The following is a 26,255-nucleotide window of genomic DNA, read 5'->3' on the forward strand; positions in this document are numbered from 1 at the left end:
TGATGGAACCCCGAATGGAGAAGGCGTTCCACGTTTTACTCTTGGATTGGCCCGGCATGGACACGATGCAGGAGGGTCTTCTGCCGGGCGATGCTCATACGCTATTGATATTACCTAGATGGTCAAGCGTAATAATTTTTGTGCGTTGCAGTATGAAGGGATTGCGCATCATCCGCAGGAATAGCGCGATATTTCCCAAACGATCCTTGCGGCAAGCGCCGTAATCATGCGCATGCTTGAAGGCGGAAATGCGTGTGGCGTTCATCGAAACAGTCATGAAGAAGCTTCCTGATTCGCAGTGGAGCCATGTTCATAAAGGTAATGAAAAACGGATGTTTATCTGATGATTTCGGGCGCATGACCTCAGCCGGCGAGAAGCGCCTGATAGGTCGCTTCTCGCCGCTCTGCGTCCGGATTTTCCGAGAGGCAAGCTGACTTGATATTACCAATCATCGAATACGTAATATTTCCACTGGACAGTTTGGCGGATCGTCGCAATGCTGCAATGCGAAGGGGACGAATCATGCCAGGATCATTCCGCAAGACCCGCAATCTCACCCTGATGGCCGCCGTGTTTCTGGCGGCATCCTGCTCTCCCTCTACCAGCGACAGCGCCAAGCCGCGTCATGAATTCAACATCGGCTGGTCGATCTACACCGGTTGGATGCCATGGCCTTATGCGCAGCAGGCCGGTATCGTGAAGAAGTGGGAAGATAAATACGGTATCAAGATCAACATCGTTCAGGTGAACGACTATGTTGAATCGGTCAATCAATACACCGCCGGAAAGTTCGACGGCGTCACGGTCACCAATATGGACGCGCTGACCATCCCGGCTGCAGGCGGCAAGGACACCAGCGCGATTATTCTTGGAGATTATTCCAACGGCAATGATGGCATCCTTGTGAAGGGTGGCGACAAAGTTGGCGATATCAAGGGCAAGTCGATCTATCTGGCCGAGCTGACGGTGTCGCATTATCTGCTGGGCCGCGCGCTCGATACCGCCAAATTGTCGTTCAATGATGTGAAGACCGTCAATACGTCAGATGCCGATATCGTGGGGGCCTTCGCCAGCCCGGACGTCAAGGCCGCGGTGGCGTGGAACCCGCAGCTTTCGACCATGAAGGCGCAGGACGGGGTGAAGCAGGTCTTCAGCTCCGCCGATGTGCCGGGCGAGATCCTCGATCTGCTGGTGGTCGATACCAACACGCTCAAGGCCAATCCCAATCTGGGCAAGGCGCTGGCGGGCATCTGGTATGACACGGTGACGCTGATGAAGAATCCTGACGCCAAGGGTAAGGAAGCCCGCGCCCAGATGGCCAAGCTGGCGGGCGCAAAGCCCGACGTCTTCGACAGTCAGATCGCCACGACCTATCTTTATGACGATCCCAAGGCGGCTGTCGCGGCAACAACGGCTCCGGCGCTGGAAACGACCATGAAGAGGGTGCGTGACTTCAGCTTCTCCAAGGGGCTGTTCAAGGGCGCGACGTCCGCGGACGCCGTGGGCATTGGTTTCCCTGGCGGCAAGACTTTGGGCGACAGCCAGCATGTCACGCTGCGTTTCGACGAAAGCTTTATGAAAATGGCCGCTGACGGCAAGCTGTAATCGCTTGGGTTTCGCGCTCCATCAAGGTGCTATGAAGATGCGTTGGGTCAACCGTCACATGCGGCGGCAGGATCGCCTATTTTTGGGCGGGCTGCCGATTGCGCTGCTGCTGCTGCTCTATCTGTTCATGGCGATGCAGCGCCACAGCATCAATCCTGCCGACAAGATCCTGCCCCTGCCCGGCGGCATGGCGCAGAGCCTTGGTGCGCTGATGGCCCAGCCCGATCCCCTCTCGGGCAAACTGATCTTTGTGGCTGATACCATGGCCAGTCTGGAGCGGCTTGGCATCGGCATCGGCATCTCCACCCTGATCGCGCTGTTTGCGGGGCTTGCGCTGGGCGTGCTGCCGCCGGTGCGCGCAGCCTTCGGGCCGCTGGTGACGGGCATTGCCGTGATCCCGCCGATCGCCCTGCTGCCGATCCTGTTTATCGCGCTGGGGTTGGGCGAAACCGCCAAGATCGCGCTGATCGTGCTGGGCATTGCCCCTGCCATGCTGCGCGATCTGGCAGGCCATGTTGCGGCCCTTCCGCGTGAGCAGATCATCAAGGCGCAGACTTTGGGCGCCGGCAGTTGGCAGATCATGATCCGTGTTGCCCTGCCTCAAGCCATGCCCCGTCTGCTGCAGGTGGTGCGCCTGTCGCTCGGCCCGGCATGGGTGTTCCTGATTTCCGCAGAGGCGATCGCTTCGGATGTCGGCCTTGGCTATCGGATCTTTCTGGTGCGGCGTTATCTGGCGATGGATGTGATCATTCCCTATGTCGTGTGGATCGCCTTGCTGGCGATCCTGATGGATGCCGCACTGGCGCTGATGAGCCGCCGTCTCTTCCCCTGGGCCCATGGAGCAAGCCATTGAGCGCGCTTCTCAGCCTTCGCGGCGTCTGGGTCGAATATGGCGACAAGGTCGTGCTGGAGAAGGTCGACCTCGATGTCGAGGCGGGGTCTTTCGTCTCCATCGTCGGCCCTTCTGGTGCGGGCAAGAGCAGCTTCCTGCGCGTCATCCTGGGGCAGGAAGTGCCGACACGCGGCAGCATCCTGCTCGATGGCGTCCCGCTTGCTCCTGAATGCGGCCCTGATCGCGGCGTCGTTTTCCAGCGCTATTCGGTCTTCCCGCATCTGACCGCGCTGCGCAATGTGGTGTTCGGGCTGGAATGCGAGAAGGCGCCGTTGGCCGCAAGGCTCTTCGGCAGCGCCCGCCGCGCCGCCGAGGAAGAGGCTGCCGCCATGCTCAAGGCCGTGGGGCTGGGTGACAGTCTGCATCTCTACCCGGCGCAAATGTCGGGCGGCATGCAGCAGCGCCTGGCCATTGCGCAGGCTTTGCTCAAGCGCCCGCGTATTCTGCTGCTGGATGAACCCTTCGGTGCGCTCGATCCCGGCATCCGCGCTGATATGCATGCGCTGATCCGCCAGTTGTGGAGCGATTATGCCCTGACCATCATCATGGTCACGCATGATATTCGCGAGGCTTTCAGCCTTGGCACCCGCGTTCTGGCGCTCGACAAGCGCCGCCATGACCCGCATGCGCCGCATCGTTACGGCGCCACGGCGGTTTATGACCTGCAACTCGACCGTAAGGACAGAAAACCTCTCGGTATTACGGTTGACAATAAAGGTAATAAATTAGAGGCTGCGCTATGAGTTCAGAATCGACCCTGGCCCGCCTCAGCATCAGCCTGCCCGCCGACCTTTTTCGACAGCTCGACATGATGGTGGAGGAGCGGGAACTGCCCTCCCGTTCGCAGCTGATCTCCGAGCTGATCCGCCACGCGCTGGCCGAGCATGAAGCGCTGATCCGGCCCGAGGAGATGCTCGCGGGCACGATCACGCTGGTCTATCGCGGCGAGCGTGGCCGCGTCCGCCATCAGCTCGCCCAGACCGAAGCGGAATTTCTGCGCGAAGTGATTTCCGCGCAGCATGTTTTTCTTGAGGACGACCAGTCGCTGGAGGTGCTGCTGGTGCAGGGCCCGGCGATAAGGCTGAAGGAATTGTGCGATGCGTTGCGCCGGGTGCGCGGCGTGCAGCAACTTGAACTCGTCACCACCACGGCGCTTCTGCCTCCTTTGCATGAGCAGGACGCCAAGCGGAAAGGAACAGGCGAATGAGCCAAATTCTGGCCAACCCGCTCGCCGCGCGCGATCACGCCCGCGCCATGGGCGGCACGCAGGTCGAGACCATGCCGATCATCCCGCCGGTCGCCAGCGACCTGCCCGAGGGTGTGGCGGCAGAGGATCTGCTGTGGGAAGAGACCATCGCGGCAGGCGGCTATGCCACGCGGCGCCTGGCGCGCGGCACGCGGCTGCGGCTGATCGATCTGCAGGGCGATGCCTGTGCTTCGCTGATGCTCTTCAACGCGGAGATGCCCACCGAAAGGCTCAATGTCGCCGACACGGTCAAGATCCAGTGGAACGCCTATCTGGAGGCGGGCAAGCTGCTGCTTTCGGATATGGGCCGGGTGCTGGTGAGCATTCTGGAGGATGACGCGGCAACCCATGACACCTTCTGCGGCACCTCCAACGAGGCGGTCAACACGCGCAAATATGGTGATGGCCGCAACAGCGGCGCCTTTCCCAACGGGCGCGACCGCTTGCTGCTGGGCGCCGCCAAGCATGGGCTCGGCCGCCGCGACGTGCATCCCTGCATCAACCTGTTCAAGGGCACGCGCATCGAGGCGGACGGCACGATCACCCCGGTGATTGGCCCCTTCGATGCGGGCCGCAGCGTGACCCTGCGCGCGGAAATGGATGTGATCGTGGTCATCGCCAACTGCCCCCATGTGCTTGACCCGCGCGAGGCGTGGACGGTTGCGCCGCTGCGCGTTTCCGCCTGGCGCGGCGCGGTCACCCCCCCGCAAGACCCTATTCGCAATGCGACGCCGGAGGGCCTGCGCGCCTTTCAGAACGTCGAGGATTATTACCGCCGCTAGAGCCGCTTAACCCGCTCCAGATTCTGTTTGACCGCGTTTTCGCGCGGGTGAGGCCCTGCGCCCGCCGCATGCGACAACGCCCAGTTGCAAGGAAGGCCGCCATGAGCGCTGATCCTCATCTCTCCGGACTGACCGGCACCCCGATCCATGACGAGATCGTGCCCGCCCGCGCGCCCTGGCTGCATACGGTGAAGGCCGGGCAGACTCTGCGCATCGTCGATCTGGAAGGCAATCAGGCGGTGGATTTCATGATCTATGCCGCCGCCGATGATGCCGAGCGTTACAGCGCGCAGGATACGGTCTCGGCGCAAGGCAATCTGTTCCTGCGCGGCGGCAGCGTGCTGCTCTCCAACGAGGGCCGCCCGATGATGACGATCACCGGCACCTCGGTGGAGTATCATGACACGATCGGCGGCGCCTGCTCCTGCGAGTCCAACACATTGCGTTACGGCCACCACACCAAGTCGCAACACGCCTGCGTCGAGAACTTCCTCGAAGCCAATCTGGCGCAGGGCCGCGGCAAGCGCGACATCGTGTCCAACATCAACTTCTTCATGAATGTGCCGGTGGAGGCCGATGGCGCGCTGGGCATTGTCGATGGCATTTCCGCGCCCGGCCTGCTGGTCGATCTGCGCGCGGAGATGGATGTGATCGTGGCGGTGTCCAACTGCCCGCAGATCAACAATCCCTGCAACGCCTTCAACCCCACCCCCGTGCGCATGATCGTCGCGGCATGAGCTTCGACACCGTTCTGATCGCCAACCGGGGCGCGATCGCCACCCGCATCATCCGCACGCTCAAGCGCATGGGGCTGCGCTCGGTCGCCGTCTATTCGGAGGCGGATGAAGGCTCTTTGCATGTCGCCCTGGCCGATGAGGCGGTGTGCATCGGCGCGGCACCGGCGACGGAAAGCTATCTCAACGCCGCCAAAATTCTGGAGGCGGCCAAGGCCACCGGCGCCGGGGCGATCCATCCCGGCTATGGCTTTCTGGCCGAAAACGCCGATTTCGCCGAAAGCTGCGCGGCGGCAGGCATCGTCTTCATCGGCCCCACGCCCGAGAACATCCGCACCTTTGGCCTGAAACACAGCGCACGCGCTCTGGCGCAGGCGCATGGCGTGCCTCTGGCGCCCGGCACGGGCTTGCTGACCGATGAGGAAGAGGCCGTTTCGGCGGCGCAAACCATCGGCTATCCCATCATCCTGAAAGCCACCGCAGGCGGCGGCGGCATCGGCATGCGCATTTGCGAGGATGAAACCGCCATCCGCCAGGGCTTCGCCACCGTGGCGCGGCTGGGCGAGGGCAATTTCGGCGATGCCGGGGTCTTCCTCGAACGTTACGTGGGCCGCGCGCGCCATGTCGAGGTGCAGATCTTCGGCGACGGCGCGGGCCATGTCATGCCGCTGGGCGAGCGTGACTGCTCGCTCCAGCGCCGCAACCAGAAGGTGGTGGAGGAGGCGCCCGCCCCCCTGCTGCCCGATCATGTTCGCAAGGATCTGATCGCCGCGGCGGTGCGGCTGGGGCAGGCGGCCAGCTATCGCTCGGCAGGCACGGTGGAATTCCTCTACGATGCCGATCAGCAGCAGTTCTTCTTCCTGGAGATGAACACCCGCCTGCAGGTCGAACATGGCGTCACCGAGGAGGTGATGGGCGTCGATCTGGTGGAATGGATGGTGCGCGGCGGGGCGGGGGATTTCACCTTCCTCGATGGTGAGCCGCCCTTGCCAAAGGGCCACGCGGTGCAGGTGCGCCTCTATGCGGAGGATCCGGCGGTCGATTACCGCCCCACCTCGGGTATGCTGACGGCGCTGGAGTTCCCAAGCGATATTCGCGCCGAAACATGGTGCATGGCGGGCACCACGATCAGCGCCTGGTATGATCCGATGCTGGCCAAGCTGATCGTCCACGCGCCCACGCGCGATGAAGCTGTGGCCGCGATGCAGCACGCGCTGGACCACAGCCGCGTCGATGGCATCGAGACCAATCTGCGCTGGCTGCGCGATGTGGTGCGCGCGCCCGCCTTCACCAGCGGCGAGGTTTCGACCAAGGCGCTCGACAGCGTCACCTATCACCCGCGCAGCATCCGCGTGATCAGCGGCGGCACCGCCACCACCGTGCAGGACTGGCCGGGGCGTGAGGGCCTGTGGGCGATCGGCGTGCCGCCCTCGGGGCCGATGGACGATCAGTCCTTCCGTCTGGGCAACCGGCTGCTTGGCAATCCTGAAGGCACGGCGGGGCTGGAAATCACTGTTTCGGGCCCCAGCCTGCTGTTCAACACCCCTGCGCGCATCTGCTTGATGGGCGCCGATTTTGGCGCGACCCTCGATGGTGCTGGCGTGGCGCGGGGCATTCCGGTGGAGATCGCCGCAGGGCAGACGCTGGCGCTGGGCCGTCCGGCGGGCGGCGGCATGCGCGGCTATGTGTTGTTTGCCGGGGGGCTGGATGTCGCCACCTATCTCGGCAGCAGCAGCACCTTTGAACTGGGCCAGTTCGGCGGCCATGCCGCGCGGCGCCTGTTGGCGGGCGATACGCTACATCTGGGCGATGCCCCGGCGCAGCAGGCTCTGCCTGCCGTCAGCCTGCCCGAATTCGGCACGGATTGGGCCTTGCGGGTGCTCTATGGCCCGCATGGCGCGCCCGATTTCTTCACCGCCAAAGACATCGACACCATCACCGCTGCCGAATGGCAGGTGCATTACAACAGCAACCGCACCGGCGTGCGTCTGGTCGGCCCCAAGCCCGAATGGGCGCGGTCCGACGGCGGCGAGGCGGGCCTGCACCCCTCCAACATTCACGACAATCCCTATGCGATCGGCGCGGTGGATTTCACCGGCGATATGCCGATCATTCTGGGGCCTGACGGCCCTTCGCTGGGCGGTTTCGTCTGCCCCTTCGTGGTGATCGCGGCGGATCGCTGGAAGATCGGCCAGCTCAAGCCCGGGGACAGGCTGGCCTTCGTGCCGGTCACCATTGAGGACGCGCAGGCCGCCGATGCGGGGCAAAAGGCGCTGATCGCCACCGGTGCGGCACCGGGCTCCACCCCTGCGTGCACCATGGCCGGTCTGTCCCCGATCCTCGCGCAGATCGCGCAGGCGCCGGGTCGCCCGCGCGTGGTCTATCGCCAGCAGGGCGACCGCAACATTCTGGTCGAATATGGCGATATCGTGCTGGATATCGAGTTGCGCATCCGCGTCCATGCGCTGATGCGCGAGCTGGAGCAGCAGGCGCTGCCCGGCGTGATCGACATCGTGCCCGGCATCCGCTCGCTGCAGCTGCATTTCGACGGCAACGCCCTGACCCAGCAGACCGCTCTGGCGGCGCTGGTCGCGGCGGAGGAGCAGCTGGGTGATCTGGCCGATTTCTCGATCCCCTCGCGCATCGTACATCTGCCGCTCAGCTGGCGCGATCCGGCCACCATCGAGACCATCGAAAAATACATGAGCGCCGTGCGGGCCGATGCGCCATGGTGCCCGGACAACATCGAATTCATCCGCCGCATCAATGGTCTGCCCGATGCCGATGCGGTGGAGAAGCTGATCTTCAACGCCAGCTATCTGGTGCTGGGTCTGGGCGATGTCTATCTCGGCGCTCCGGTCGCCACGCCTGTCGATCCAAGGCACCGGCTGGTCACCACCAAATACAATCCCGCGCGCACCTGGACTCCCCCCAATGTGGTGGGCATCGGCGGGGCCTATATGTGCATCTATGGCATGGAGGGGCCGGGGGGCTATCAGCTGTTCGGCCGCACGATCCAGGTGTGGAACACCCACCGCCAGACCGACAGCTTTATCGATGGCAAGCCCTGGCTGCTGCGCTTCTTCGACCAGATCCGCTTCTTCCCCGTCAGCGCGGATGAGCTGACCGAATGGCGCCGCGATTTCCCCAGCGGCCGCCGCCCGATCCGGGTGGAGGAGTCCGAATTCCGCCTCTCCGATTACCGCGCCTTTCTGGCCGAGAATGCTCAGGATATCGCGCAATTCGAAACCAGCCGTCAGGCCGCCTTCGATGCCGAGCGCGATGACTGGCAGCGCAAGGGCGAGTTCGACCGCGCGCCGGAAACCGAAGACCTCGATAGCGCCCCTGTCGCCATCGAGGTGCCGGAAGGAGCGGAACTTCTCGAAGCGTCCTTCGGCGGCAGCGTCTGGAAGATGCTGGCGGCGCCCGGTGATGAGGTCGAGGCGGGCGATACGCTCGCGGTGATGGAGACCATGAAGATGGAATATCCGGTGGAAAGCCCCGGTGCGGGCACGATCGTGGAGGTCTACCTGCAGGAGCGCCAATCCTTCCAGCCCGGCGCCGCCATGTTCGCGATCAGGCGCCAGTCATGAGCGGGATGAACCGGCGCAACGCCGCCACCATCGCCGCTGCCGTCAAGGCGGGCTGGATGAGCGCTGTTGCCGTGGCGCAGGACACGCTGGAGCGGCTGGAGGCCTATGACAAGGTCCAGCCGCAGATCTGGATCAGCCGTGCTTCTCCCGAAGCGCTGCTGGCTCAGGCCGAGGCCATCGATGCCCGGGTTGCGGCAGGTGAGGTGTTGCCCCTGGCGGGCGTGCCTTTTGCGGTGAAGGACAACATCGATGTCGCCGGTTTCGAGACCACGGCGGCCTGTCCGGCCTTCGCCTATCGCCCGGAAGCCACGGCCAGCGTGGTCGAGCGGCTGCTGGCGGCAGGCGCGCTGTGCGTGGGGAAAACCAATCTCGATCAGTTCGCCACGGGGCTGGTCGGCACGCGCAGCCCTTATGGCATTCCGCGCAATGCCTATAATCTGGATTATGTCAGCGGCGGCTCCAGCTCTGGCTCGTCGGTGGCAGTGGCGGCGGGCCTCGTCTCCTTTGCATTGGGAACGGACACGGCTGGCTCCGGGCGCGTGCCCGCCGCTTTCAACCATCTGATCGGCTTCAAGCCCAGCAAGGGGCGGTGGAGCACCAGAGGGCTGGTCCCGGCCTGCCGCACGCTCGACTGCATCACGGTGTTTACCGACGATACGGCCGATGCGCGGCTGGTCGATCTGGTGTTGGCGGAGTATGACGCCGGCGATCCCTATTCCAAAGTCTCCACCGATCAGCCGATCCGCCTGCCCGGCATCGGCGTGCCGCGCCGCGATCAGCGCGTGTGGTTTGGCGACGCGGAATCCGAATATCTTTACGACCGAGCCATCGAGCGGCTGGCCAGTCTGGCGCCGATTGTCGAGATCGATCTCGAACCGCTGAGGGAAGCGGCAAGGCTGCTTTATGATGGGCCTTGGGTCGCCGAGCGCACCGCAGCCATTGCCGCTCTGCTGGCCGATAACCCCGATGCCATCGATGAAACCGTGCGCGCCGTGGTGGAGCCCGGCGCCGCGATCAGCGCTGTCGAGGTGTTCAACGGCATCTATCGTCTGGCCGATCTGAAGCGTCAGGCCGATGAGATGTGGACGCAGGTCGGCATGCTGGCCTTCCCCACCACCGGCACCACCTTCCGGGTGCGTGAGCTGGAGGCGGCGCCGATTGCGCTCAACAGCAATCTTGGGGCCTACACCAATTTCGTCAATCTGCTGGATATGGCCGCCGTGGCTGTTCCGGCGGGCGCGCGCGCCAATGGCACGGGCTTTGGCATCACACTGATCGGCCCGGCTGACAGCGACATGGCGCTGCTGGCCGAGGCGGATTCCTATTTCTCGGCGTCGGATTTGCCGATGCTGCCACCTTTGGATCTGGAGGGTAAAATGCAGACTGTGAAACTGGCGGTTGTGGGTGCTCACCTCAAGGATATGCCGCTGCACTGGCAGCTCACCTCGCGCGAGGCGACCTTCGTTGGCGCGTTCCAGACGGCGCCGACCTATCGCCTTTACGCCATGGCCGACAGCGTGCCGCCCAAGCCCGCGCTGGTCTATGACGAGAGCGGCGCGGCCATCGCCGTGGAGGTCTATGAGCTGGGCGTGGCCGAATTCGGCAGCTTCGTGGTGGAAGTGCCCGCGCCGCTGGCGATTGGCACCGTGACGCTGGAAGATGGCACCAGCGTAAAAGGCTTCGTGGCCGAGCCGCGCGCGATGACGGGGGCTCGCGATATCACCGATCTGGGCGGCTGGCGCGCCTATATCGCCCAACTGGCCTGATCTTTCGAGGGGAGGCGCGTATGCGCAGGCTCTGGGTTTTGTGGATGGCGGCTGCGGGTTGCATGGTGCCGGCTCTGGGGCATGCCCAGACCGCGCAGGTGATCGAGGTGCCTGGTTTCGCCGATTTTCTGGCGGTGGAGGGCAAGGCCGTCTGGGCCACCAACCGGGGGCGGGTGGAGCATTGGTCACGCAAGGGCAAGCTGGCCGAGGTGGCCATGGCGCATCCTTGCGGGGCGATGGCTCTGTCTCGCCACACGCTGTGGGTGGCCGATTGCCAGGAGGGCGCGCTCAAGCGGATCGACACGCGGACAGGGACCATCACCGCCACCATTCCCACCGGCATCGCCAACCCCAAGGGCGAGCTCAATGTGGTGGAAGGCGCCGGTTCGATCTGGGTGGCCAGCGATGAGAAAGGCGTGATCGCCCGCGTCGATCCGGCCAGCAACCGGGTGGTGAGCAGCATCACCGTGGACCCGGGCACCTTCTATCTGGCTTTCGGCTATGGCGCGCTCTGGGCTGTGAGCAGCGATCAGCAATCGGTGCAGCGCATCGATCCGTTGACCAGCAGGGTGACGGCGCGGACGGCCTTGGGCAAGATGCCCGGCTTTCTCGCCGTGGGGGAGGGCGCTGTCTGGGTGCAGGAGCAGGGCGACGGCACTCTGGCCCGTGTTGACAAGGACAGCGGTGCGGTTTCTGGCCGGGTGAAGGTGGGCGACAACCTCAAATGGGGCGATATCGACACCGGCGGCGGCAAGGTCTGGCTGCGCACCACCGACGATCAGCAATTTGCGGTGATCGACCCTGTGACGCTGGCGATCCGCGCGCGTGTCGGCGCGGCGGCGGGCAGCGGGGCCTTGCGTTACACCAAGGCAGGTGTGTGGAGCTCCGCGCATGACAAGCACACGCTGTCATGGTGGAAAAAGCCTGATAAGATAGGGCGTTAAGGCGTTAGCCTGCCGGGGGTGGACCACCGGCAGGCGATGCTGTGTCAGCGATTGGAGGCGAGCCGGACCGGCGCGGGCTGGTTCGCCAGAGCGCTGCGGGCCTCGATCTGGCTGCGGATATCGGCCAGCACATCGGCGCGGCAGGCGCGGGCCTGATCCTCCAGCGCGAGATGCACGCTGGCCATCTTCTCGCCGCAGACGGCGCGAGCGGCCTGATCCATGCGAATGGCGAGGCGGCGCTGACCCTGAGGCGTGGCAAGATCGAGGTCGCTCAGTTGCAGCACGGCCTTGTCCTGAGCGAAGGGGTTGCTTGTGGTGGTGGCCGCAGAGGCCGTGCTCGCCAGCGTCGCGGCGGCCAGCAGGGCGGCGAGGCCCATCAGGCGGGTGGTCATGCATCATCTCCTGCGAAGCGTCGCTTTATGGCGACTGCATCCGACAGCATAGCGCATGGGGCACGGGAAGGCCAGAAGAAGCGTTTTGGGGTCAGCGTTGCCCGATGGTCAGGGCCGCAAGATCGGTGGTGTGGCCCAGCAGGCCGATGGGCAGATCGGCCATGGTTGGGCTATCCTGCCCCGCGATGTTGATCGCGATCCTTCGGGCAAAGGGCGTTGCCCATTGGCGCAGGGTGGCCACTGGCAACCGGGCACGCCAGGTGCGGCTGCCTTCGACAGGCACCTCATGGCCCTCGATCCGTACAGCGGAGGCCGGATTGTCGCGTTGGCCGGAGACGAGCAGGCAGATTTCGCCGTGATAGGTGACCAGCCTTGCGCCGGGCTGTGAGGCCGCCATCGCGGGAGCCGCTAGGCCGAGGATCAGGCTCGCGGCCAGCAGGGGGCTAGTCCAGCGCAATGTCTGACCTTTCGAAAAAGCGCGCCACCGGGGCCAGAACCTCGGCATGCTGTTTCCAGCGCGCCACCGCGTCCTTGTAGAGCGGGCGGCGCACCTGAGCGGCGCTGGGGGTGGAGACCGGGGCGCTGTTGGTGTGGAAATTCAGGCAGGCGTCCGACCAATCCAGCCCGCAATGCTCCAGCAGGCGGCGGGTCTGGCCCTCTTGATCCTCGACCACATCCTCATAACGCAATTCCAGCACGCGGCCGGGCAGGGCTTGGCGCCAGAAGGCCATCAGCCGGTCGAAACGGGCGTAATAGGCCGCGATATCCAGCAGATCGTAGCTGTAATCATAGTAGCGCGAGCTGATCGCAAAAAGATTGCGGAAATTGCTGAGCACCGTGTCCATCGGATGGCGGCGCAGGCAGACGATCCGTGCCCGGGGCAGCGCTTTCGCGATAAAGCCGACATAGTGGAAATTGCCGGGGAATTTGTCGGTGAAGCGGCGGGTGGTGTCGCGGCGGTGATGGCTCGCGATGCGCAGATAGTCGTGGCCGATCTCGCCCATATCCTTCAGCGCCGCCGCCGCGACGGTTTCGGGGTCCAGAATGACGGGGCTGCGCGTGGCCGAGGCTTTTTTGACCGCCAGCGGCATGGCTTGCAATTCCCCGGCGCTTTCCACCTCGGGATGCGAAGAGAGAATGCGGTCGATCAGCGTGGTGCCGGTGCGGGGCATGCCGATGATGAAGATCGGCGAGTCTTGCGGCGTTTCGCTGACAGGCGCCTGGGCCAGTTGGGGCCAATGGGCTTCCATGGCGTCGAAGGCGGCCTCGTCTTGCGCGAAGCTGTAGGGTAAGGTTTTGCGATAGGCCTTGTTCACCGCGCAAAGCCGGGCCAGCGCCTCTTGCGGCCTGCCCACATCCTCCAGTTCCTTGGAGAGGGCATAGCCCAGCAGCAGTCTGCTGCGGTCATCGCGTGCCTGCGCATGGGTGTGGGTGAGGCGGTCGATATGGTGGGTCTGCGCGCTCTGTTTGCGCAGGCCGGAGAGCAGGTGGTGGGCGCGGGCATGGCCGGGCTCCTGCGCGATCAGCGCCTCGAGCGCGGCATCGGCCTCATCGACACGGCCAAGGAAATTGAGCGTCACCGCCTGATTGTAGAGATACTCGCTGTTGTGCGGCTCCAGCCGGACGGCCTCGACGAAATGGGGCAGAGCGGCGGTGTGATCGCCCAGGCGGGCATAGACGCAACCCATCGTGTCACGGCTCAGCGCATCTGCGGGTGGCGCGGTTTCGGCGGCGCGCAGCATGGCCGCGGCCTCGCCATCCTGCCGCAACATGATCAGCAGTCGCGCCAGTTGCGCGCGATATTCCCCCTGAGGATCGAGCGAGACCGCCTTTTCCAGATGGGGAATGGCCAGCCTGATACGCCCCGCACCCGCCTCGGCGATGCCGAGCAGGAAATGGCCCTCGGCATCTTTCAGATCACGCGCCACCAAGGCCGCCGCATGGCGCTGCGTCCCGGCAAAATCGCCCCGGGCAAGGGCGCCGCGCGCCGCGCTGGTCAGCTTGGCGCGCAAGGTCGTCATGCTGTTGCATCACCGCTGGGTTGAAGCGCTGCCTGCTGGCGGCGCTGCCTGTAGGCTTCGATCAGGGGCTGGAAGGGAAAGATCATCTGCTCGCGGATGGTCAGGCGCTTACGGTCGTCCTGGCCCACGATGCTGGCTTCACCGCTGCGGAAGGTGCCGAAGATACGGTCGATCAGGATCAGCGAATTGCCGTAATTGCAGCGGGTGCTCTCATAATCGGTCGAGTGGTGCAGGCTGTGATGCTGGATGGTGGTGAAGAAGAAGGAATAGAACCACGGCGGATCGGCGCGCACATTGGCATGGGCGAAGGTGGACACCACCGTCATCACGCCAAAGGCGCAGAAGAGGGCCTTTTCCTGAAGATCGAACAGGGCCAGCACGCTCAGGCTGATGAGGAACAGCTCGATCGGATTGCCCACCGCGCCCTTGGCCGCATTGAGCTGGGTGATGTGGTGATGCGGCGCATGAACCAGCCAGAAAGGCAGCTTGTTGTGCATCAGGCGATGCATCCAGTACTGGCCGAATTCCACGATAAAGACCGCCAGCGCCACCTGCGCCAGAAAGGGCATATGCTCGGCCCATGGCGTGGTGATGCCCAGCGCAAGCTTGAGATCCTTCAGCGGTGTTTTGGTCAGGAAATCGGAGGCGCGTTCGATCGCTGTCGCGCTCAGCACCACGTAGAAAAGGTCGGTGAAGAACTCCCGCCAGTTCATGCGCCAGCCGGCGTGCCGCTCATGCACGAATTCCAGCCCCAGCACGATCACGGTGATCAGCGGGCTCATCACGATGATGGTCCAGGAATTCTCGACCAGCGCCTTGGGGCCCATACACCAGAACAAGACCACCATGGCGACCATCGCCGGGGGCACCAGATTGAACAGCCTGTCCTTCATACCGAGTCCCGCCTTGCCGATTCCAGTTTTGAACGCCGCTTTTGTCGTCGGTGGAAGACTGATGCAGGGTGGGTCATCAGGGCAGATGCAAATTTGCGATGAAAGCCATAGATACACGCTATGCCCCCCCTAGGATCGGCGCTGCGCGCGGATGCGCCGCACCACTTCATCGAGGAAAAGCTGAGTGGCCGTGTCACGCGCGGGCTCGGCGCGGGCCAGCAGGAACAGCTCGTAGGATGGCTCGAATTCGGTGTGGAGCATCGGCCACAGCTTGCGCTTGGCCACCTCATCCTCCACCGCCATGATCGGCAGAAAGCCGATGCCCACGCCCTGCAGGATCAGGCGCCGCGCCTCATTGATGTCCTCGGCCATGCCGCTGACCTTCTTGCCCAGCCGATAGCGGCGGCGCAATTGGGTGATGGTCTCGATTTCGTCCTCGCCGGTGAGGACGAAGCCTTCATCCTTCAATTCGTTGAGGCGACCGACGCGATAGCCGAAAAGGCGGTGGTTGCGCGCGCAGTACAATTGCTGGCGTTCGGTGAACAGCGGCTCATAGATCAGCGAGCCGCGCACATTGTGGTCATAGCCCACGCCGATCTCCACCTCGCCCTGCTCGATGGCGTCGAGCACCTGCCGCCAGGGCGAGACGCGGATTTCGATATGGATGTCGGGATTGCGGACATGGAAGCTGGCGATGGCCTCGTCGAATTCGGGCGAGACCAGGCCCGAGATGATCTGGATGCGCACGATGCCTTCCACCCGCTTGGTGGCCTGGGCGATCTGATGCGGCATCATCCGCGCCGATTCGAGCATATCCTCGCACAGCGTCATCATTGCGCGGCCAGCCGTGGTCATCTCGACGCCGGTGGCGGTACGGTGAAGCAGCGTGGCGCCGACGCTTTCCTCCAGGCGTTTGAGCGCCGCGCTGATGCTGGGCTGCTGCCGGTTGAGCTGGCGCGCCGCGGCGCCGATGCCGCCTGCGCGCACGATGTCCACGAAGGTGCGCATCAGATTCCAGTCGACGCGGCTGGCGAATTTCTTGTCACTGATCGGCATGGGCGGAAAGTCGCGCAAATCCTCGCGCGATGCACTGGGGCATAGAGCGTATCTATGGCCTGCATAAGATATTGGCCTCTGGCGTGATGGGGGGGCTTTTATGAAGCTGCCGCCCCATGGTGAGGCCAAAATCACAAGGAAAGCCTTATGGAAGCGGTTCGTGTCGGCAAAAGGCTGATCGGGGCTCAGGCGCCGGTGACGGTAGGGTGGGAGAACATTCCCCGCGTTGAGGGCGGTCCGCTCAAGCGCTTTGTCTTCACCTGGTTTCAGCCCACGATGCTCTTCGCGCTGATCCTGTTCTGGTATTATGTGCCCAATTCCATCGCCAAGACCTCCACCGCGGTGGGGATCGGCATCGGGTTCAAGGTGTTGCTGCTGGGGCTGGAATGGGTCAATCCGCGCCATCGCAGCTGGCGGCTGACCTGGAAGGAGCTGGTGACCGATCTGTTCTATGTCGGGCTGGGCTACACGCTGGTGCGGCTGGTGAACGGCTACATCGGCTCGGGCGTGATGACCAAGGCGGTGCAGCATGCTTTCGACTGGGACAAATTCACCTGGTTCATGGGGATGCCGCTGCTGGTGCAGGCCTTCCTGATCTCCTTCATCTTCGATTTCGGCCAGTACTGGATGCATCGCGGCATGCACAACTGGTATCCGCTGTGGCTGCCCCATTCGGTGCATCACTACATCACCCAGCTCAACATCAACAAGGGCGCGGTGGGCAATCCGGTCGAGATCTTCCTGATCGGGCTGGGCGTGGGCGGCTTTTTCGATTTCCTGCCGCGCGCCGCGCTGCTGGCGGGGGCGATCGGCATGGCGGTCAGCACCTATCAGCATATCAATGTGCGGTTCAACACGCCGCGCTGGTGGCGCTTTGTCTTCAACACCACCGAGCATCACAGCGTGCATCACTCGCAGGATTTCGAGGCCAGCCGCAGCAATTATTCCGGCACCTACATTTTCATCGACCGCATGTTCGGCACTTGCGTCGATGGCGAGGCTGAGTTGCTGGGGATGGAAGGCGGCCGCCGCATGTCGATCCGCGAGCAGATGACCTATCCCTTCACCGAGGGCTGGAAAGCGATCAAGGACCGCTTTTCGCGCCCTGCCGAGGTCATGCCCGCCGAATAAGGCGCAATTTGGAAGGGTTTCTGCCGTGAAAGCGCATTGGATCGACTGGATATGGCATGTTCGGGGCAGCCTGCCGCTGGCCCCCGGGCAATCGGGCGAGGAGGCCTTCGGTCGGCTCGATCCGCTGTTCCGCCAGGGTGGCACCACGCGCTCGCGCATCGGCGACACGCTGACCTTCACCAAGAAGGATCAGGCCGCGCAGGACAGCATGTCGGTGTTCGATGGCGGCGTGCTGCAGATCCGGGATGGCGTGGTCGGGCCGGTGCTGCATTACCGTCTGGCCAGCCGGGCGCTGCTGTTTTGCTTTCTTGCGCCACTGCTGTTTCTGGCCTTTGCGCAATTGACCGTCGCGCTTGGCCGGTGGGAGAAACCGGCGGCTCAGGCCGCAGGCGCTCACAAGCAGCAGAAGAAGCTGGTGGAACTGCCGCAGAACCCCATCGATAAGATGCTGGGCAGCCCCGCTCCTGAAAAGCCGAAGCCGGACGGCAAGGACGGCGAAGACGATAAGAAGAAGGCTTCGCCTACGTCCGCCTATGTGTTCGCAGCGATGTTTGCGGTGCTTTATGTCGTTGGGCGGGTTCTGGAAGGCAGGTTGGTCAGATCCTTGTTCAGAAAAGAGCTGCTTGGGACGGGTGATCAACCACCTATGGCGTTAGCAGGTTGACGAAAGAGGTCGCCCCACTCACTGTCACAGACGTTCGACGCCTCGACGCAGTTTCCGTCGCTTGCGCTTGATGGATGACATCGCGGCCAGGCGGCGGCTTTAGCGGCGCCAAAGGCCCGATGTGCGAAAGGCTCTGAGCGGGTCTGATCGGAGGTTCGGCCCGGTTCACCGCATCCTGTACCTTGGTCCTATCGCGGCTTCTTCCACATCGGTTAGCATGCGAATCCCGGCAGCCAACATGCCGAGGATAAAACAATCAAGGAGAGTGCATATGAAGTGGAAGACGCCCAAAATCCGCGAAATCGTGCTCGGCGCCGAGATCAATTGTTATGCCTCCGCGGAGCTGCCTGCCTAAGCCCCCTCGGTGAGGATCATCACGCTGGGGGCGGCGGCCGGCGGCGGCTTCCCCCAATGGAATTCGCATGGGGCAGGGTGCCGGCGGGCGCGCGCCGGAGATCCAGCCGCTTTGGCGCGCACGCAGGCCAGCATTGCTGTGAGCGGCGATGGCGAGGGTTGGTTTATCATCAACGCCTCGCCGGATTTGCGGCAGCAAATCAACGCCACGCCTGCGCTGCATCCCCGGCAGGGATTGCGCCATTCGCCGATTGGCGGGGTGGTGCTGACGGGCGGCGATGTGGATGTGATCGCGGGTTTGCTGACGCTGCGTGAGCGGCAGGCCTTCGCGCTGCACGCCACCTCGCGCATTCACGCCGTGCTGGACGCCAACCCGATCTTCGAGGTGCTGGCCCGCGATGTGGTGGCGCGCCCGGTTCAGGCGCTGGACCGGCCTTTCGCGCTGGATAAGCATCTGATCGCAAACCTGTTCGCCGTGCCCGGCAAGGTGCCGCTCTATCTGGAAAGCGGGGTTGAGCCGCCGCCCATCGTGGTGGACGACACCACTGTCGGTCTGGAGATCACGGCTGGTTCGAAACGGCTGGTCTATATCCCCGGCTGCGCGGCGATGACGCCCGAGCTGAAAGCCCGGATCGCGGGCGCGGATCTGCTGTTTTTCGATGGCACGCTCTGGCGCGATGACGAGATGGTTGCCGCAGGCCTCGGCCCCAAGACCGGTCTGCGGATGGGGCATATGAGCCTCTCCGGGCCAGAGGGGACGATGGCTGCCTTCAGCGATGTGCCGGTGGGGCAGAAGGTCGCTTTGCATATCAACAACAGCAATCCGGTGCTGCTGGCCGACAGCGCCGAGCGCGCCACGATCGAAGCCGCAGGCTGGCGCGTGGCCGAGGATGGCATGGAGTTTACCCTATGACGACCCTGCTGTCCGCCGAAGAGCTGGAAGCCGCCCTGCGCCAGATCGGCGCCGAGCGCTACCATATCCACCACCCCTTCCACCGCCTGCTGCATGACGGCAAGTTGAGCCTTGCGCAGGTTCAGGCCTGGGCGCTCAACCGCTATTACTATCAGGCCTTGATCCCGGCCAAGGACGCCATTTTGATGGCGCGCCTGCCCACCGCCGGGCAGCGCCGCGAATGGCGACGCCGCATCGAGGACCACGATGGCGATGGAGACAAACCCGGCGGCATCGAACGCTGGCTGAAGCTGGCCGAGGGCGTCGGGCTTGATCGCGCCATGGTGGAAAGCGCCGCGCTGATCCTGCCCGAAACGCGTTTCGCGGTGGATGCCTATCTCCATTTCGTGCGGGATCGTTCGTTGCTGGAGGCGGTGGCTTCCTCGCTGACCGAACTCTTCTCGCCGCAGGTCATCGCCGAGCGGGTTTCGGGCATGCTGGCCCATTACGATTTTATCCAGCCCGAAACCTTGGCCTATTTCACCCCGCGCCTGACGCAAGCGCCTCAGGACAGTGCATGGGCGCTGGCCTATGTGAAGGAGCATGCCGATACGGCCGAAAAGCAGCAGGCGGTGCTGGGCGCGCTGCGCTTCAAATGCGATGTTCTGTGGTGCCAGCTGGATGGGCTTTATCTGGCCTATGTCGCGCCGGGGATGATCCCACCGGGCGCCTTTGCGCCGCAGGTTTGAGGGGTGGGGGCCGTCAGCGATGTGCCCGCCTTCCGGCGCGGCGTGAAATTCCGCTTCGACAGCGTGCGCGACAGCTGGGTGCTGCTGGCCCCGGAAAAGCTGTTCATGCCCGATGACATCGCGGTGGAGATCCTGAAGCTGGTCGATGGCGAGCGCGCCATCAAGGCCATCGTCGATGATCTGGCCACCCGTTTCGATGCCCCGCGCGGGGAGATCGAGGCCGATGTGATCGCCACGCTCGATGATCTTTCGGCCAGGGGAGCCATCCAGCTATGACCATGCCTGCGCCGCCGATGGGGTTGATCGCGGAACTCACGCATCGCTGCCCGCTGCAATGCGCCTATTGCTCCAACCCGCTGCGGATGGATGCGCCCAAATCGGAACTTTCCACCGATGACTGGAAGCATGTGCTGGATCAGGCGGCTCGGATCGGCATTCTGCAGGTCCATTTCTCCGGCGGCGAGCCCATGGCGCGGCGCGATCTGCCCGAACTGATCGCCCATGCGGCGGGGGCGGGGCTTTACACCAATGTCATCACCTCGGGCGTGCTGCTGAGCGATGCGGCGATGGACGGGTTGATGGCGGCGGGCGTCGATCATGTGCAACTCAGCTTTCAGGACGTCGATCCGCAGAAGGCCGATCATGACGGCGGCTATCGCGGCGGCCATGCCAGGAAACTGGAAGCGGCGCGCCGTATCCGCGATTCCGGCCTGCCGCTGACCGCCAATTTCGTGATCCACAAGCGGAACATCGCCCGCGTCGCGGCGATGATCGCTCTGGGGGAGGCGTTGGGCGCCGAGCGGATGGAAATCGCCCATACCCAATATTACGGTTGGGCGCTGCTCAACCGCGATGCGCTGCTGCCCAGCCGCGAACAGCTGGATTTCGCCACCGCCGTGGTCGAGGCTGCCCGCGCAAGGTTGAAGGGCCGGATCGCCATCGATTATGTGGTGCCCGATTATCACGCTGCCCGGCCCAAGGCCTGCATGGGTGGCTGGGGAAACCGTTTCATCAACATCTCGCCCTCGGGCAAGGCGCTGCCCTGCCATGCGGCGGAGACCTTGCCCGGCTTCACCTTTCCCTCGGTGAAGGAGGCGTCTCTGGCCGAAATCTGGCTGGGATCGGACGCTTTCAATCGCTTTCGCGGCACCGGCTGGATGCCCGAAACCTGCCGCAGCTGCGACCGGCGCGAGATCGACTGGGGCGGCTGCCGCTGTCAGGCGCTGGCTCTGGCCGGGGATGCTGCGCAAACCGATCCGGCGTGCCACCGCGCACCCGATCATCATCGGATCGAGGAGGCTGTCGCCAAGGCTGCCGCCTCTGAAGCACTGGAACTTGTGCCGCGCAGGATGCAATAAGGGCTTATGACGCAGCTTCGCACCTTCTATCCGCCCATCGAACCCTATGAAACCGGCACGCTCGATGTCGGCGACGGCCATGTGATCTATTACGAGCGCAGCGGCACGCCGGGCGCCAAGCCCGCGGTGTTTCTGCATGGCGGGCCGGGTGGCGGGATTTCGGCCAGGCATCGGCGGCTGTTCGACCCGGAAGCCTATGATGTGCTGCTGTTCGATCAGCGCGGCTGTGGCCGCTCGACCCCGCATGCCGGGCTGGAGGCCAACACCACCTGGCATCTGGTCGCCGATATCGAGCGCTTGCGCGAACTGGCCGGGGTGGACAAGTGGCTGGTGTTCGGCGGTTCATGGGGATCGGCGCTAGGGCTGGCCTATGCTGAAACGCACCCCGAACGCGTGAGCGAACTGGTGCTGCGTGGTATCTTCACCGTGCGTGAGGCGGAGCTGTCCTGGTATTACCAGTTCGGCGCCTCCGAAGTGCATCCGGAGAAATGGGAGGCGTTCCTCGCCCCGATCCCGGTGGAAGAGCATGGCGATCTGCGCGCCGCCTATCGCCAGCGCCTGACGGGCGAGAATGAGGCGGAACGGCTTGCCGCCGCTCAGGCCTGGACCCTGTGGGAAGGCCGCACCCTGACCCTGCTGCCCGATCCGGACACCACCTCCGGCTTTGAAGACCCGCATTTCGCTCTGGCCTTCGCGCGGATCGAGAACCATTATTTCGTCCATCATGGCTGGCTGGAACCCGACCAGCTGATCCGCGATGCCAGCCGCCTGCGCGGCATTCCCGGCACCATCGTCCATGGCCGCTACGATATGGCCTGCCCCACGCGCACCGCCTGGGATCTGCACAAGGCCTGGCCCGAGGCCGAGTTCCATCTGATCGAGGGCGCGGGCCATGCCTTTTCCGAAGCTGGCATTCTCGACCGGCTGATCCGCGCCACCGATGCTTATGCGGGGTTGCCCGGAGACTGATGGGCGCCGCCTGAGCGGGGAAACCGCCTCAGCGATTGCCGCGACACATGACGACTCGCGAGGGGGCGGTTGGCGAACCGGCCCCTGATGCATCGCGGCATGGCCCCTCTTGCATGAGCTTTCCCTGCAAAGGCCTGGCCTCTCGCGGATCATGCGTGATTCGAAGACTTTCGATCATCCTGACCTTGTCGAAATGCGACAGGTAAGGGGAAATTTACCATTGAAGTATTAGAGGGCTCGCGCGTTTCGCGGGTTTGCCGGGTCTCTGGCATGCCCGGATGACACGGACATGCATGTCGGCTTGCTGCCGGCAAGAAGATGAAAACATTCGGTTGTCTGGGAGACATCAGGCAACAATAACAGGGGTCTGATCATGAGAGAACTCGGCCATGAGGCGCGGCGCATGCACACGCGCCTGTTAATCGGCGCGGCATTCTGCAGCCTGATGCCCGCCAGCATGGCCATGGCGCAGACAGCAGGCGCCCCTTCCGATCAGGGGGCCCCCGATCAGAATCAGGCCGAGGCCGACACCATCGTGGTCACCGGATCGCGCATCCCCACCCCGCGCATCACGGCGCAGCCGGTCACGCGGATGACGGCGGACGATATCGCCAAGCGCGGCTTCACCAATCTGGGCATTGCGCTGCTCGACCAGCCCGCCTTTGGCGTGCCCGGCAACAGCCCCTTCGGCAGCCAGAGCAATTACAGCGCGGGGCAGACCTTCGCCAATCTCTACGATCTGGGATCGCAACGTACGCTCACGCTGGTCAATGGCAACCGTTTCGTCAGCGCGGCCAGCAGTTCGGTTCTGGGGGCGGTGGCCGGTTCGCCGGTCGATCTGTCGCAGATCGCGCCTGCGCTGGTCGACCGCATCGAGACTGTTTCGGTGGGCGGCGCGCCGATCTATGGTTCGGATGCCATTGCGGGCACCGTCAACGTTATCCTGAAGAAAAACTATCAGGGTTTTTCGGTCAACGCCTCACAGGGCATCTCCGGGCAAGGTGACGCGCAGGACAGCAATGTCTCGCTGCTGGCCGGCAAGAATTTCGCCGAGGGGCGCGGCAATATTACGCTCAGCGTCTATTACGATCGCCAGCATGGCCTGACCAATGGTAACCGTTCCAGCCTGATCGGCGGCACGCGGCCCTTCACCGGCACGGCGACGGCAGGCAGCAGCTATGCGCAGCAGCTCTATTATGGCGGGCTGCATTACGGTCTCTTCACCAACACCGGCATGCCGATGGTGGCCGATTCCTATCCGATTCTGAGCGGGCGGGCCTATGCGGGGATCACCAATGCCGCCGGGCAGGCGCTGACTTTCAACAATGCCGGGCAATTGACGCCCTTCGTCAACGGGCAGTTGACCGGCAATGCGGCCTATCAGGCGGGTGGCAGCGGTTTCGCCATCAGCGACTATGACAATTTCCTGGCCGATACCGAGCGTCTGCAAGGCACGCTGCTGGGCCATTACGACTTCACCGACCATATCCATTTCAGCGGCGAGTTCTGGCTGGGCCGCAACAATGGCACCAATCTGGCCAAGCAGCCCTATTACAACACGCGGCAGTTCGCCGCTGCGGGCCAGCCCACCGGCAATCTGATCCTCAGCACATCCAACCCCTATCTGAGCGCCGCCGACCGCCAGACCATCATCAGCAATCTTGCGGCCTATGGCCTGCCGACCGATCATTTCTATCTCTCGCGCGCGAACACCGATCTGTCGACCGGCGCCTTCCGCACGCGCAGCGATCTGATGCGCGTGGTGGGCGGGCTGAACGGTGATTTCGCCGCGGGCGAGCGCCAGTTCGCCTGGGATCTGACGGTCAACTATGGCCGCTCCACTTCATCGACCGCCTCGCGTGAACTGGTGACCCAGAACTTCAACAATGCGCTCAATGCGGTCACCAACAGCAGCGGGCAAATCACCTGCGCGTCGGGTTACACCAATTCGGCCTATCCCACGATCAGCAGCACCTGCGCGCCGCTGGACATCTTCGGCTATGGCAATGCCAGCCAGGCGGCAATCGACTATGTGACGGCCAATGCCTTCACCCATCAGCTCAACACCCAGACCGATGTGGTGGCCGATGTGAAGGGCGATCTCATCAAGCTGCCCGGCGGCTACGCCAAGGGTGTGGCGGGTTATGAGTATCGCCGTGAAAGCGCGAATTTCGATCCCGGCGCCTTCTTCGCGGGCGCCTTGCAGGCCAATGGCACGCGCGTGGCCTATGGCGCGTCCTCGCCCATCGCCGCAGTGGTGGGCAGCTTCCACACCAACGAATTCTTCGGCGAATTGAACGCGCCGATCGTTGCGCCCGACAACAATGTGCCGCTGATCGCCCAGCTCGATCTCAATGCGTCGGTGCGCTATGTGAAACACAGCCTGACGGGCGGCTTCACCTCTTACACCGGCGGGGGCAGCTATGCGCCGGTCAAGGGCCTGACGTTCCGGGGGAATTTCACGCGCTCCTTCCGCGCGCCTTCGGTGACGGAGCTGTTCACGCCGATCAGCACGGTGACCTCGCTGGCCAATGATCCCTGCGACAAGAGCTACATCGGCGCGGGCAACAACCCTGCGGCCCGCGCGGCCAATTGCGCCGCTGCCGGGATTGCGCAGCCCTTCACCTCATCGGTGGTGGGGGCCAGCGTGCGCGGCACGGCGGGCGGCAATCCCGGCCTGCAGAACGAAATCGCCAACAGCTGGACGATGGGCGCGGTGCTGCAACCGGCGCAGTTGCGCGGGCTGGAGATCAGCGCCGACTATGTCAACATCGACATCCGCAACGAGATTTCGGCCCTGAGCCTGACCGATCTGATGTCAGCCTGCTATGATTCCTCGCTGTCCAGCCCCTATTGCCGCGCCTTTACGCGCAACAGCGCGGGTCAGGTGACCTCCTTTGCCTCGGGTTATTACAACATCGGGCAAGAGGTCTTCCGCGCGCTGCAGGGTAATCTGGCCTACACCCTGCCGCTGGAGCGGCTGGGGCTGACCTCCTCGGCGGGCGTGCTGGATCTGCATGTCAATTACCTGCACACCTTCCGCCACTATTACCGCATCGGTTCGGGCGATCTGCAACAGGTGGCCGGGCAGTCGAAGGATCCGGCGAACACCTTCACGGCGACGGCGAATTACTCGCGCAAGGCCTTCAACTGGATGGTGCAGGGGATCTATTATGGGTCCACGAAGGTCAATCCCAACTCGCCGGACTCCGCTTACCAGTATCCGGTGATCCATTCCTATGTGACCTTCAACACCTCGGTGGGTGTCGATGTGAATCAGAATGTGAACCTCCGCTTCATGGTGAACAATGTGTTCGATCGCGGATTGCCGTTCCCCTATACGGTGAATGTCCAGCGCTATTACAGCGCCATCATGGGTCGCTATTTCCGGGTGAGCGCCGGGATCAAGTTCTGATCCCGCGCCTTGGAAGCTGAACGCCGCGGTTGGCAGCAACCGCGGCGTTTCATGTTTCTACGCCTGTACCCTCAGATCTGCTCTGCCGCACGGGCTGCCTGATTGCGCCGCGCATGCTGCACAGCTTCCTTCAGCGTCTCCTCGCTGACCGCGCCGGGCAGCAGATAGGAATCGACGATCAGCGCGGGCGTGCCCGACAGGCCGATGATCCGCGCGTAATGATCGGTGCGGGCGATGGCGCCGTTGATTTCGGTGCGGTGCCTGGCAAGATCGGCCTGCAAACGCGCCCAGTCCACCCCGGCGCTGGCGGCGGCCTGACGGATGCCCTCGCTGCTCAGCCTGCCTTTGGTGCTGAGCAGGGCATCGTTGAAGGCCGCATGCTTGCCCTGATAGCGCGAGGCCATCGCCGCCCGCGCCGCCTCGGTGGAGACCGCGCCGAAGATCGGCCAGTCGCGATAGACGATGCGCAGCTTGCGGTCCTCGCGCAGCAGCTTTTCCAGCGTGGGGTGGATCTGGTGGCAATAGGGGCATTGATAGTCGGAAAAGATGATGATCGTGGCATCGTAACCGGCAGGCGCGACCTTGGGCACGTCGGGATCGTTCTGCAGGCTGTCGAGGATGCGGTCACGCGTGTTCTCGACGCTGTTCTGGGCCGAGGCAGCGGTGTTGGCCCCCAGGGCCGCCATGCCGCTCAGCATCAGCGCGGCGGCCGTGGCGACACAGGTCTTGAGGGAGGGCTTTTTCACGCGTCTTGGCCTTTCAGCATCATCTTGAGGGGCTTCCCTAGGAAAGCAGGTA

The 26,255-nt window shown here is 63.8% G+C and carries 25 protein-coding genes; 18 read left to right on the top strand and 7 right to left on the bottom strand.

The annotated features are described in order from the left end of the window. Positions 1 to 94 precede the first annotated feature (94 nt). Positions 95 to 277 (bottom strand): hypothetical protein, encoded by a 183-nt coding sequence (locus tag SR3_RS31340; protein ID WP_157098867.1) that lies wholly within the window; start codon positions 275 to 277, stop codon positions 95 to 97. Positions 278 to 523: 246 nt separating this feature from the next. Between SR3_RS31340 and SR3_RS14910 the strand changes: the two genes are divergently transcribed. From SR3_RS14910 to SR3_RS14950, 9 genes are all read left to right on the top strand, one after another. Next, positions 524 to 1,606 (top strand): putative urea ABC transporter substrate-binding protein, encoded by a 1,083-nt coding sequence (locus tag SR3_RS14910; RefSeq protein ID WP_068087575.1) that lies wholly within the window; start codon positions 524 to 526, stop codon positions 1,604 to 1,606. A gap of 37 nt (positions 1,607 to 1,643) precedes the next feature. Then, the gene (locus SR3_RS14915) at positions 1,644 to 2,459 is read left to right on the top strand and encodes an ABC transporter permease (protein WP_068087687.1); all 816 of its coding nucleotides are present in this window, start codon (positions 1,644 to 1,646) and stop codon (positions 2,457 to 2,459) included. Beyond that, positions 2,456 to 3,241: an ATP-binding cassette domain-containing protein gene (locus SR3_RS14920; protein ID WP_068087578.1), complete on the top strand. Its 786-nt coding sequence runs from the start codon at positions 2,456 to 2,458 to the stop codon at positions 3,239 to 3,241. Before SR3_RS14915 ends, SR3_RS14920 begins: the two co-directional genes overlap by 4 nt. Beyond that, entirely contained in the window at positions 3,238 to 3,705 is a 468-nt protein-coding gene (locus tag SR3_RS14925; RefSeq protein ID WP_068087581.1) for a CopG family ribbon-helix-helix protein, read from the top strand. The genes SR3_RS14920 and SR3_RS14925 overlap by 4 nt, the downstream gene beginning before the upstream one ends. Beyond that, entirely contained in the window at positions 3,702 to 4,526 is an 825-nt protein-coding gene (locus tag SR3_RS14930; RefSeq protein WP_068087584.1) for an urea amidolyase associated protein UAAP1, read from the top strand. The genes SR3_RS14925 and SR3_RS14930 overlap by 4 nt, the downstream gene beginning before the upstream one ends. A gap of 101 nt (positions 4,527 to 4,627) precedes the next feature. Then, positions 4,628 to 5,263, top strand: a complete 636-nt coding sequence (locus SR3_RS14935) for an urea amidolyase associated protein UAAP2 (RefSeq protein WP_068087587.1) — start codon at positions 4,628 to 4,630, stop codon at positions 5,261 to 5,263. Further along, the gene (gene uca, locus SR3_RS14940) at positions 5,260 to 8,853 is read left to right on the top strand and encodes an urea carboxylase (RefSeq protein ID WP_068087589.1); all 3,594 of its coding nucleotides are present in this window, start codon (positions 5,260 to 5,262) and stop codon (positions 8,851 to 8,853) included. The genes SR3_RS14935 and uca overlap by 4 nt, the downstream gene beginning before the upstream one ends. After that, positions 8,850 to 10,619 (top strand): allophanate hydrolase, encoded by a 1,770-nt coding sequence (atzF, locus tag SR3_RS14945; RefSeq protein WP_068087592.1) that lies wholly within the window; start codon positions 8,850 to 8,852, stop codon positions 10,617 to 10,619. The genes uca and atzF overlap by 4 nt, the downstream gene beginning before the upstream one ends. A gap of 20 nt (positions 10,620 to 10,639) precedes the next feature. Beyond that, positions 10,640 to 11,563, top strand: a complete 924-nt coding sequence (locus SR3_RS14950) for a Vgb family protein (protein ID WP_068087595.1) — start codon at positions 10,640 to 10,642, stop codon at positions 11,561 to 11,563. A 44-nt stretch (positions 11,564 to 11,607) separates the two neighbouring features. Here SR3_RS14950 and SR3_RS14955 read toward each other — a convergent pair whose 3' ends face one another. From SR3_RS14955 to SR3_RS14975, 5 genes are all read right to left on the bottom strand, one after another. After that, positions 11,608 to 11,955, bottom strand: coding sequence for a UrcA family protein (locus tag SR3_RS14955; RefSeq protein WP_068087598.1), 348 nt, complete (start codon positions 11,953 to 11,955; stop codon positions 11,608 to 11,610). 91 nt (positions 11,956 to 12,046) lie between these two features. After that, on the bottom strand, positions 12,047 to 12,412 hold the full coding sequence (locus tag SR3_RS14960) for a hypothetical protein (protein ID WP_068087600.1): 366 nt from the start codon (positions 12,410 to 12,412) through the stop codon (positions 12,047 to 12,049). Continuing rightward, complete coding sequence (locus SR3_RS14965) at positions 12,399 to 13,976, bottom strand: tetratricopeptide repeat-containing sulfotransferase family protein (RefSeq protein ID WP_068087604.1); 1,578 nt, start codon at positions 13,974 to 13,976, stop codon at positions 12,399 to 12,401. Before SR3_RS14965 ends, SR3_RS14960 begins: the two co-directional genes overlap by 14 nt. Next, the gene (locus SR3_RS14970; RefSeq protein ID WP_068087607.1) at positions 13,973 to 14,869 is read right to left on the bottom strand and encodes a sterol desaturase family protein; all 897 of its coding nucleotides are present in this window, start codon (positions 14,867 to 14,869) and stop codon (positions 13,973 to 13,975) included. Before SR3_RS14970 ends, SR3_RS14965 begins: the two co-directional genes overlap by 4 nt. 129 nt (positions 14,870 to 14,998) lie before the next feature. After that, positions 14,999 to 15,925, bottom strand: a complete 927-nt coding sequence (locus SR3_RS14975; protein ID WP_068087690.1) for a LysR family transcriptional regulator — start codon at positions 15,923 to 15,925, stop codon at positions 14,999 to 15,001. Between the two features lie 147 nt (positions 15,926 to 16,072). Here SR3_RS14975 and SR3_RS14980 point away from each other — a divergent pair, with 147 nt between their 5' ends. From SR3_RS14980 to SR3_RS15020, 9 genes are all read left to right on the top strand, one after another. Further along, positions 16,073 to 17,056, top strand: a complete 984-nt coding sequence (locus tag SR3_RS14980) for a sterol desaturase family protein (RefSeq protein WP_068087610.1) — start codon at positions 16,073 to 16,075, stop codon at positions 17,054 to 17,056. Between the two features lie 25 nt (positions 17,057 to 17,081). Then, positions 17,082 to 17,720: a hypothetical protein gene (locus SR3_RS14985; protein ID WP_068087613.1), complete on the top strand. Its 639-nt coding sequence runs from the start codon at positions 17,082 to 17,084 to the stop codon at positions 17,718 to 17,720. Positions 17,721 to 17,991: 271 nt separating this feature from the next. Continuing rightward, positions 17,992 to 18,075, top strand: coding sequence for a pyrroloquinoline quinone precursor peptide PqqA (gene pqqA, locus SR3_RS32810; RefSeq protein ID WP_068087616.1), 84 nt, complete (start codon positions 17,992 to 17,994; stop codon positions 18,073 to 18,075). Positions 18,076 to 18,084: 9 nt separating this feature from the next. Then, on the top strand, positions 18,085 to 18,987 hold the full coding sequence (pqqB, locus tag SR3_RS14995) for a pyrroloquinoline quinone biosynthesis protein PqqB (protein ID WP_068087619.1): 903 nt from the start codon (positions 18,085 to 18,087) through the stop codon (positions 18,985 to 18,987). Continuing rightward, positions 18,984 to 19,715 carry a pyrroloquinoline-quinone synthase PqqC gene (pqqC, locus tag SR3_RS15000; RefSeq protein WP_068087622.1) on the top strand — a complete coding sequence of 244 codons (732 nt, stop codon included), beginning with the start codon at positions 18,984 to 18,986 and terminating at the stop codon, positions 19,713 to 19,715. The genes pqqB and pqqC overlap by 4 nt, the downstream gene beginning before the upstream one ends. 3 nt (positions 19,716 to 19,718) lie before the next feature. Next, complete coding sequence (pqqD, locus tag SR3_RS15005; RefSeq protein ID WP_068087625.1) at positions 19,719 to 19,991, top strand: pyrroloquinoline quinone biosynthesis peptide chaperone PqqD; 273 nt, start codon at positions 19,719 to 19,721, stop codon at positions 19,989 to 19,991. Next, positions 19,988 to 21,073, top strand: a complete 1,086-nt coding sequence (gene pqqE, locus SR3_RS15010) for a pyrroloquinoline quinone biosynthesis protein PqqE (protein WP_084455590.1) — start codon at positions 19,988 to 19,990, stop codon at positions 21,071 to 21,073. The genes pqqD and pqqE overlap by 4 nt, the downstream gene beginning before the upstream one ends. Positions 21,074 to 21,079: 6 nt before the next feature. Further along, the gene (pip, locus tag SR3_RS15015; protein WP_068087627.1) at positions 21,080 to 22,042 is read left to right on the top strand and encodes a prolyl aminopeptidase; all 963 of its coding nucleotides are present in this window, start codon (positions 21,080 to 21,082) and stop codon (positions 22,040 to 22,042) included. A gap of 373 nt (positions 22,043 to 22,415) precedes the next feature. After that, a complete protein-coding gene (locus SR3_RS15020; RefSeq protein ID WP_068087630.1) occupies positions 22,416 to 25,457 on the top strand; it encodes a TonB-dependent receptor domain-containing protein in 3,042 nt (1,013 codons plus the stop codon). Between the two features lie 71 nt (positions 25,458 to 25,528). Here SR3_RS15020 and SR3_RS15025 read toward each other — a convergent pair whose 3' ends face one another. Further along, complete coding sequence (locus tag SR3_RS15025; protein WP_157098869.1) at positions 25,529 to 26,203, bottom strand: DsbA family protein; 675 nt, start codon at positions 26,201 to 26,203, stop codon at positions 25,529 to 25,531. Positions 26,204 to 26,255: the final 52 nt, after the last annotated feature.

This window comes from Novosphingobium rosa NBRC 15208 (assembly GCF_001598555.1).
In the GTDB taxonomy this organism is placed as follows: domain Bacteria; phylum Pseudomonadota; class Alphaproteobacteria; order Sphingomonadales; family Sphingomonadaceae; genus Novosphingobium; species Novosphingobium rosa.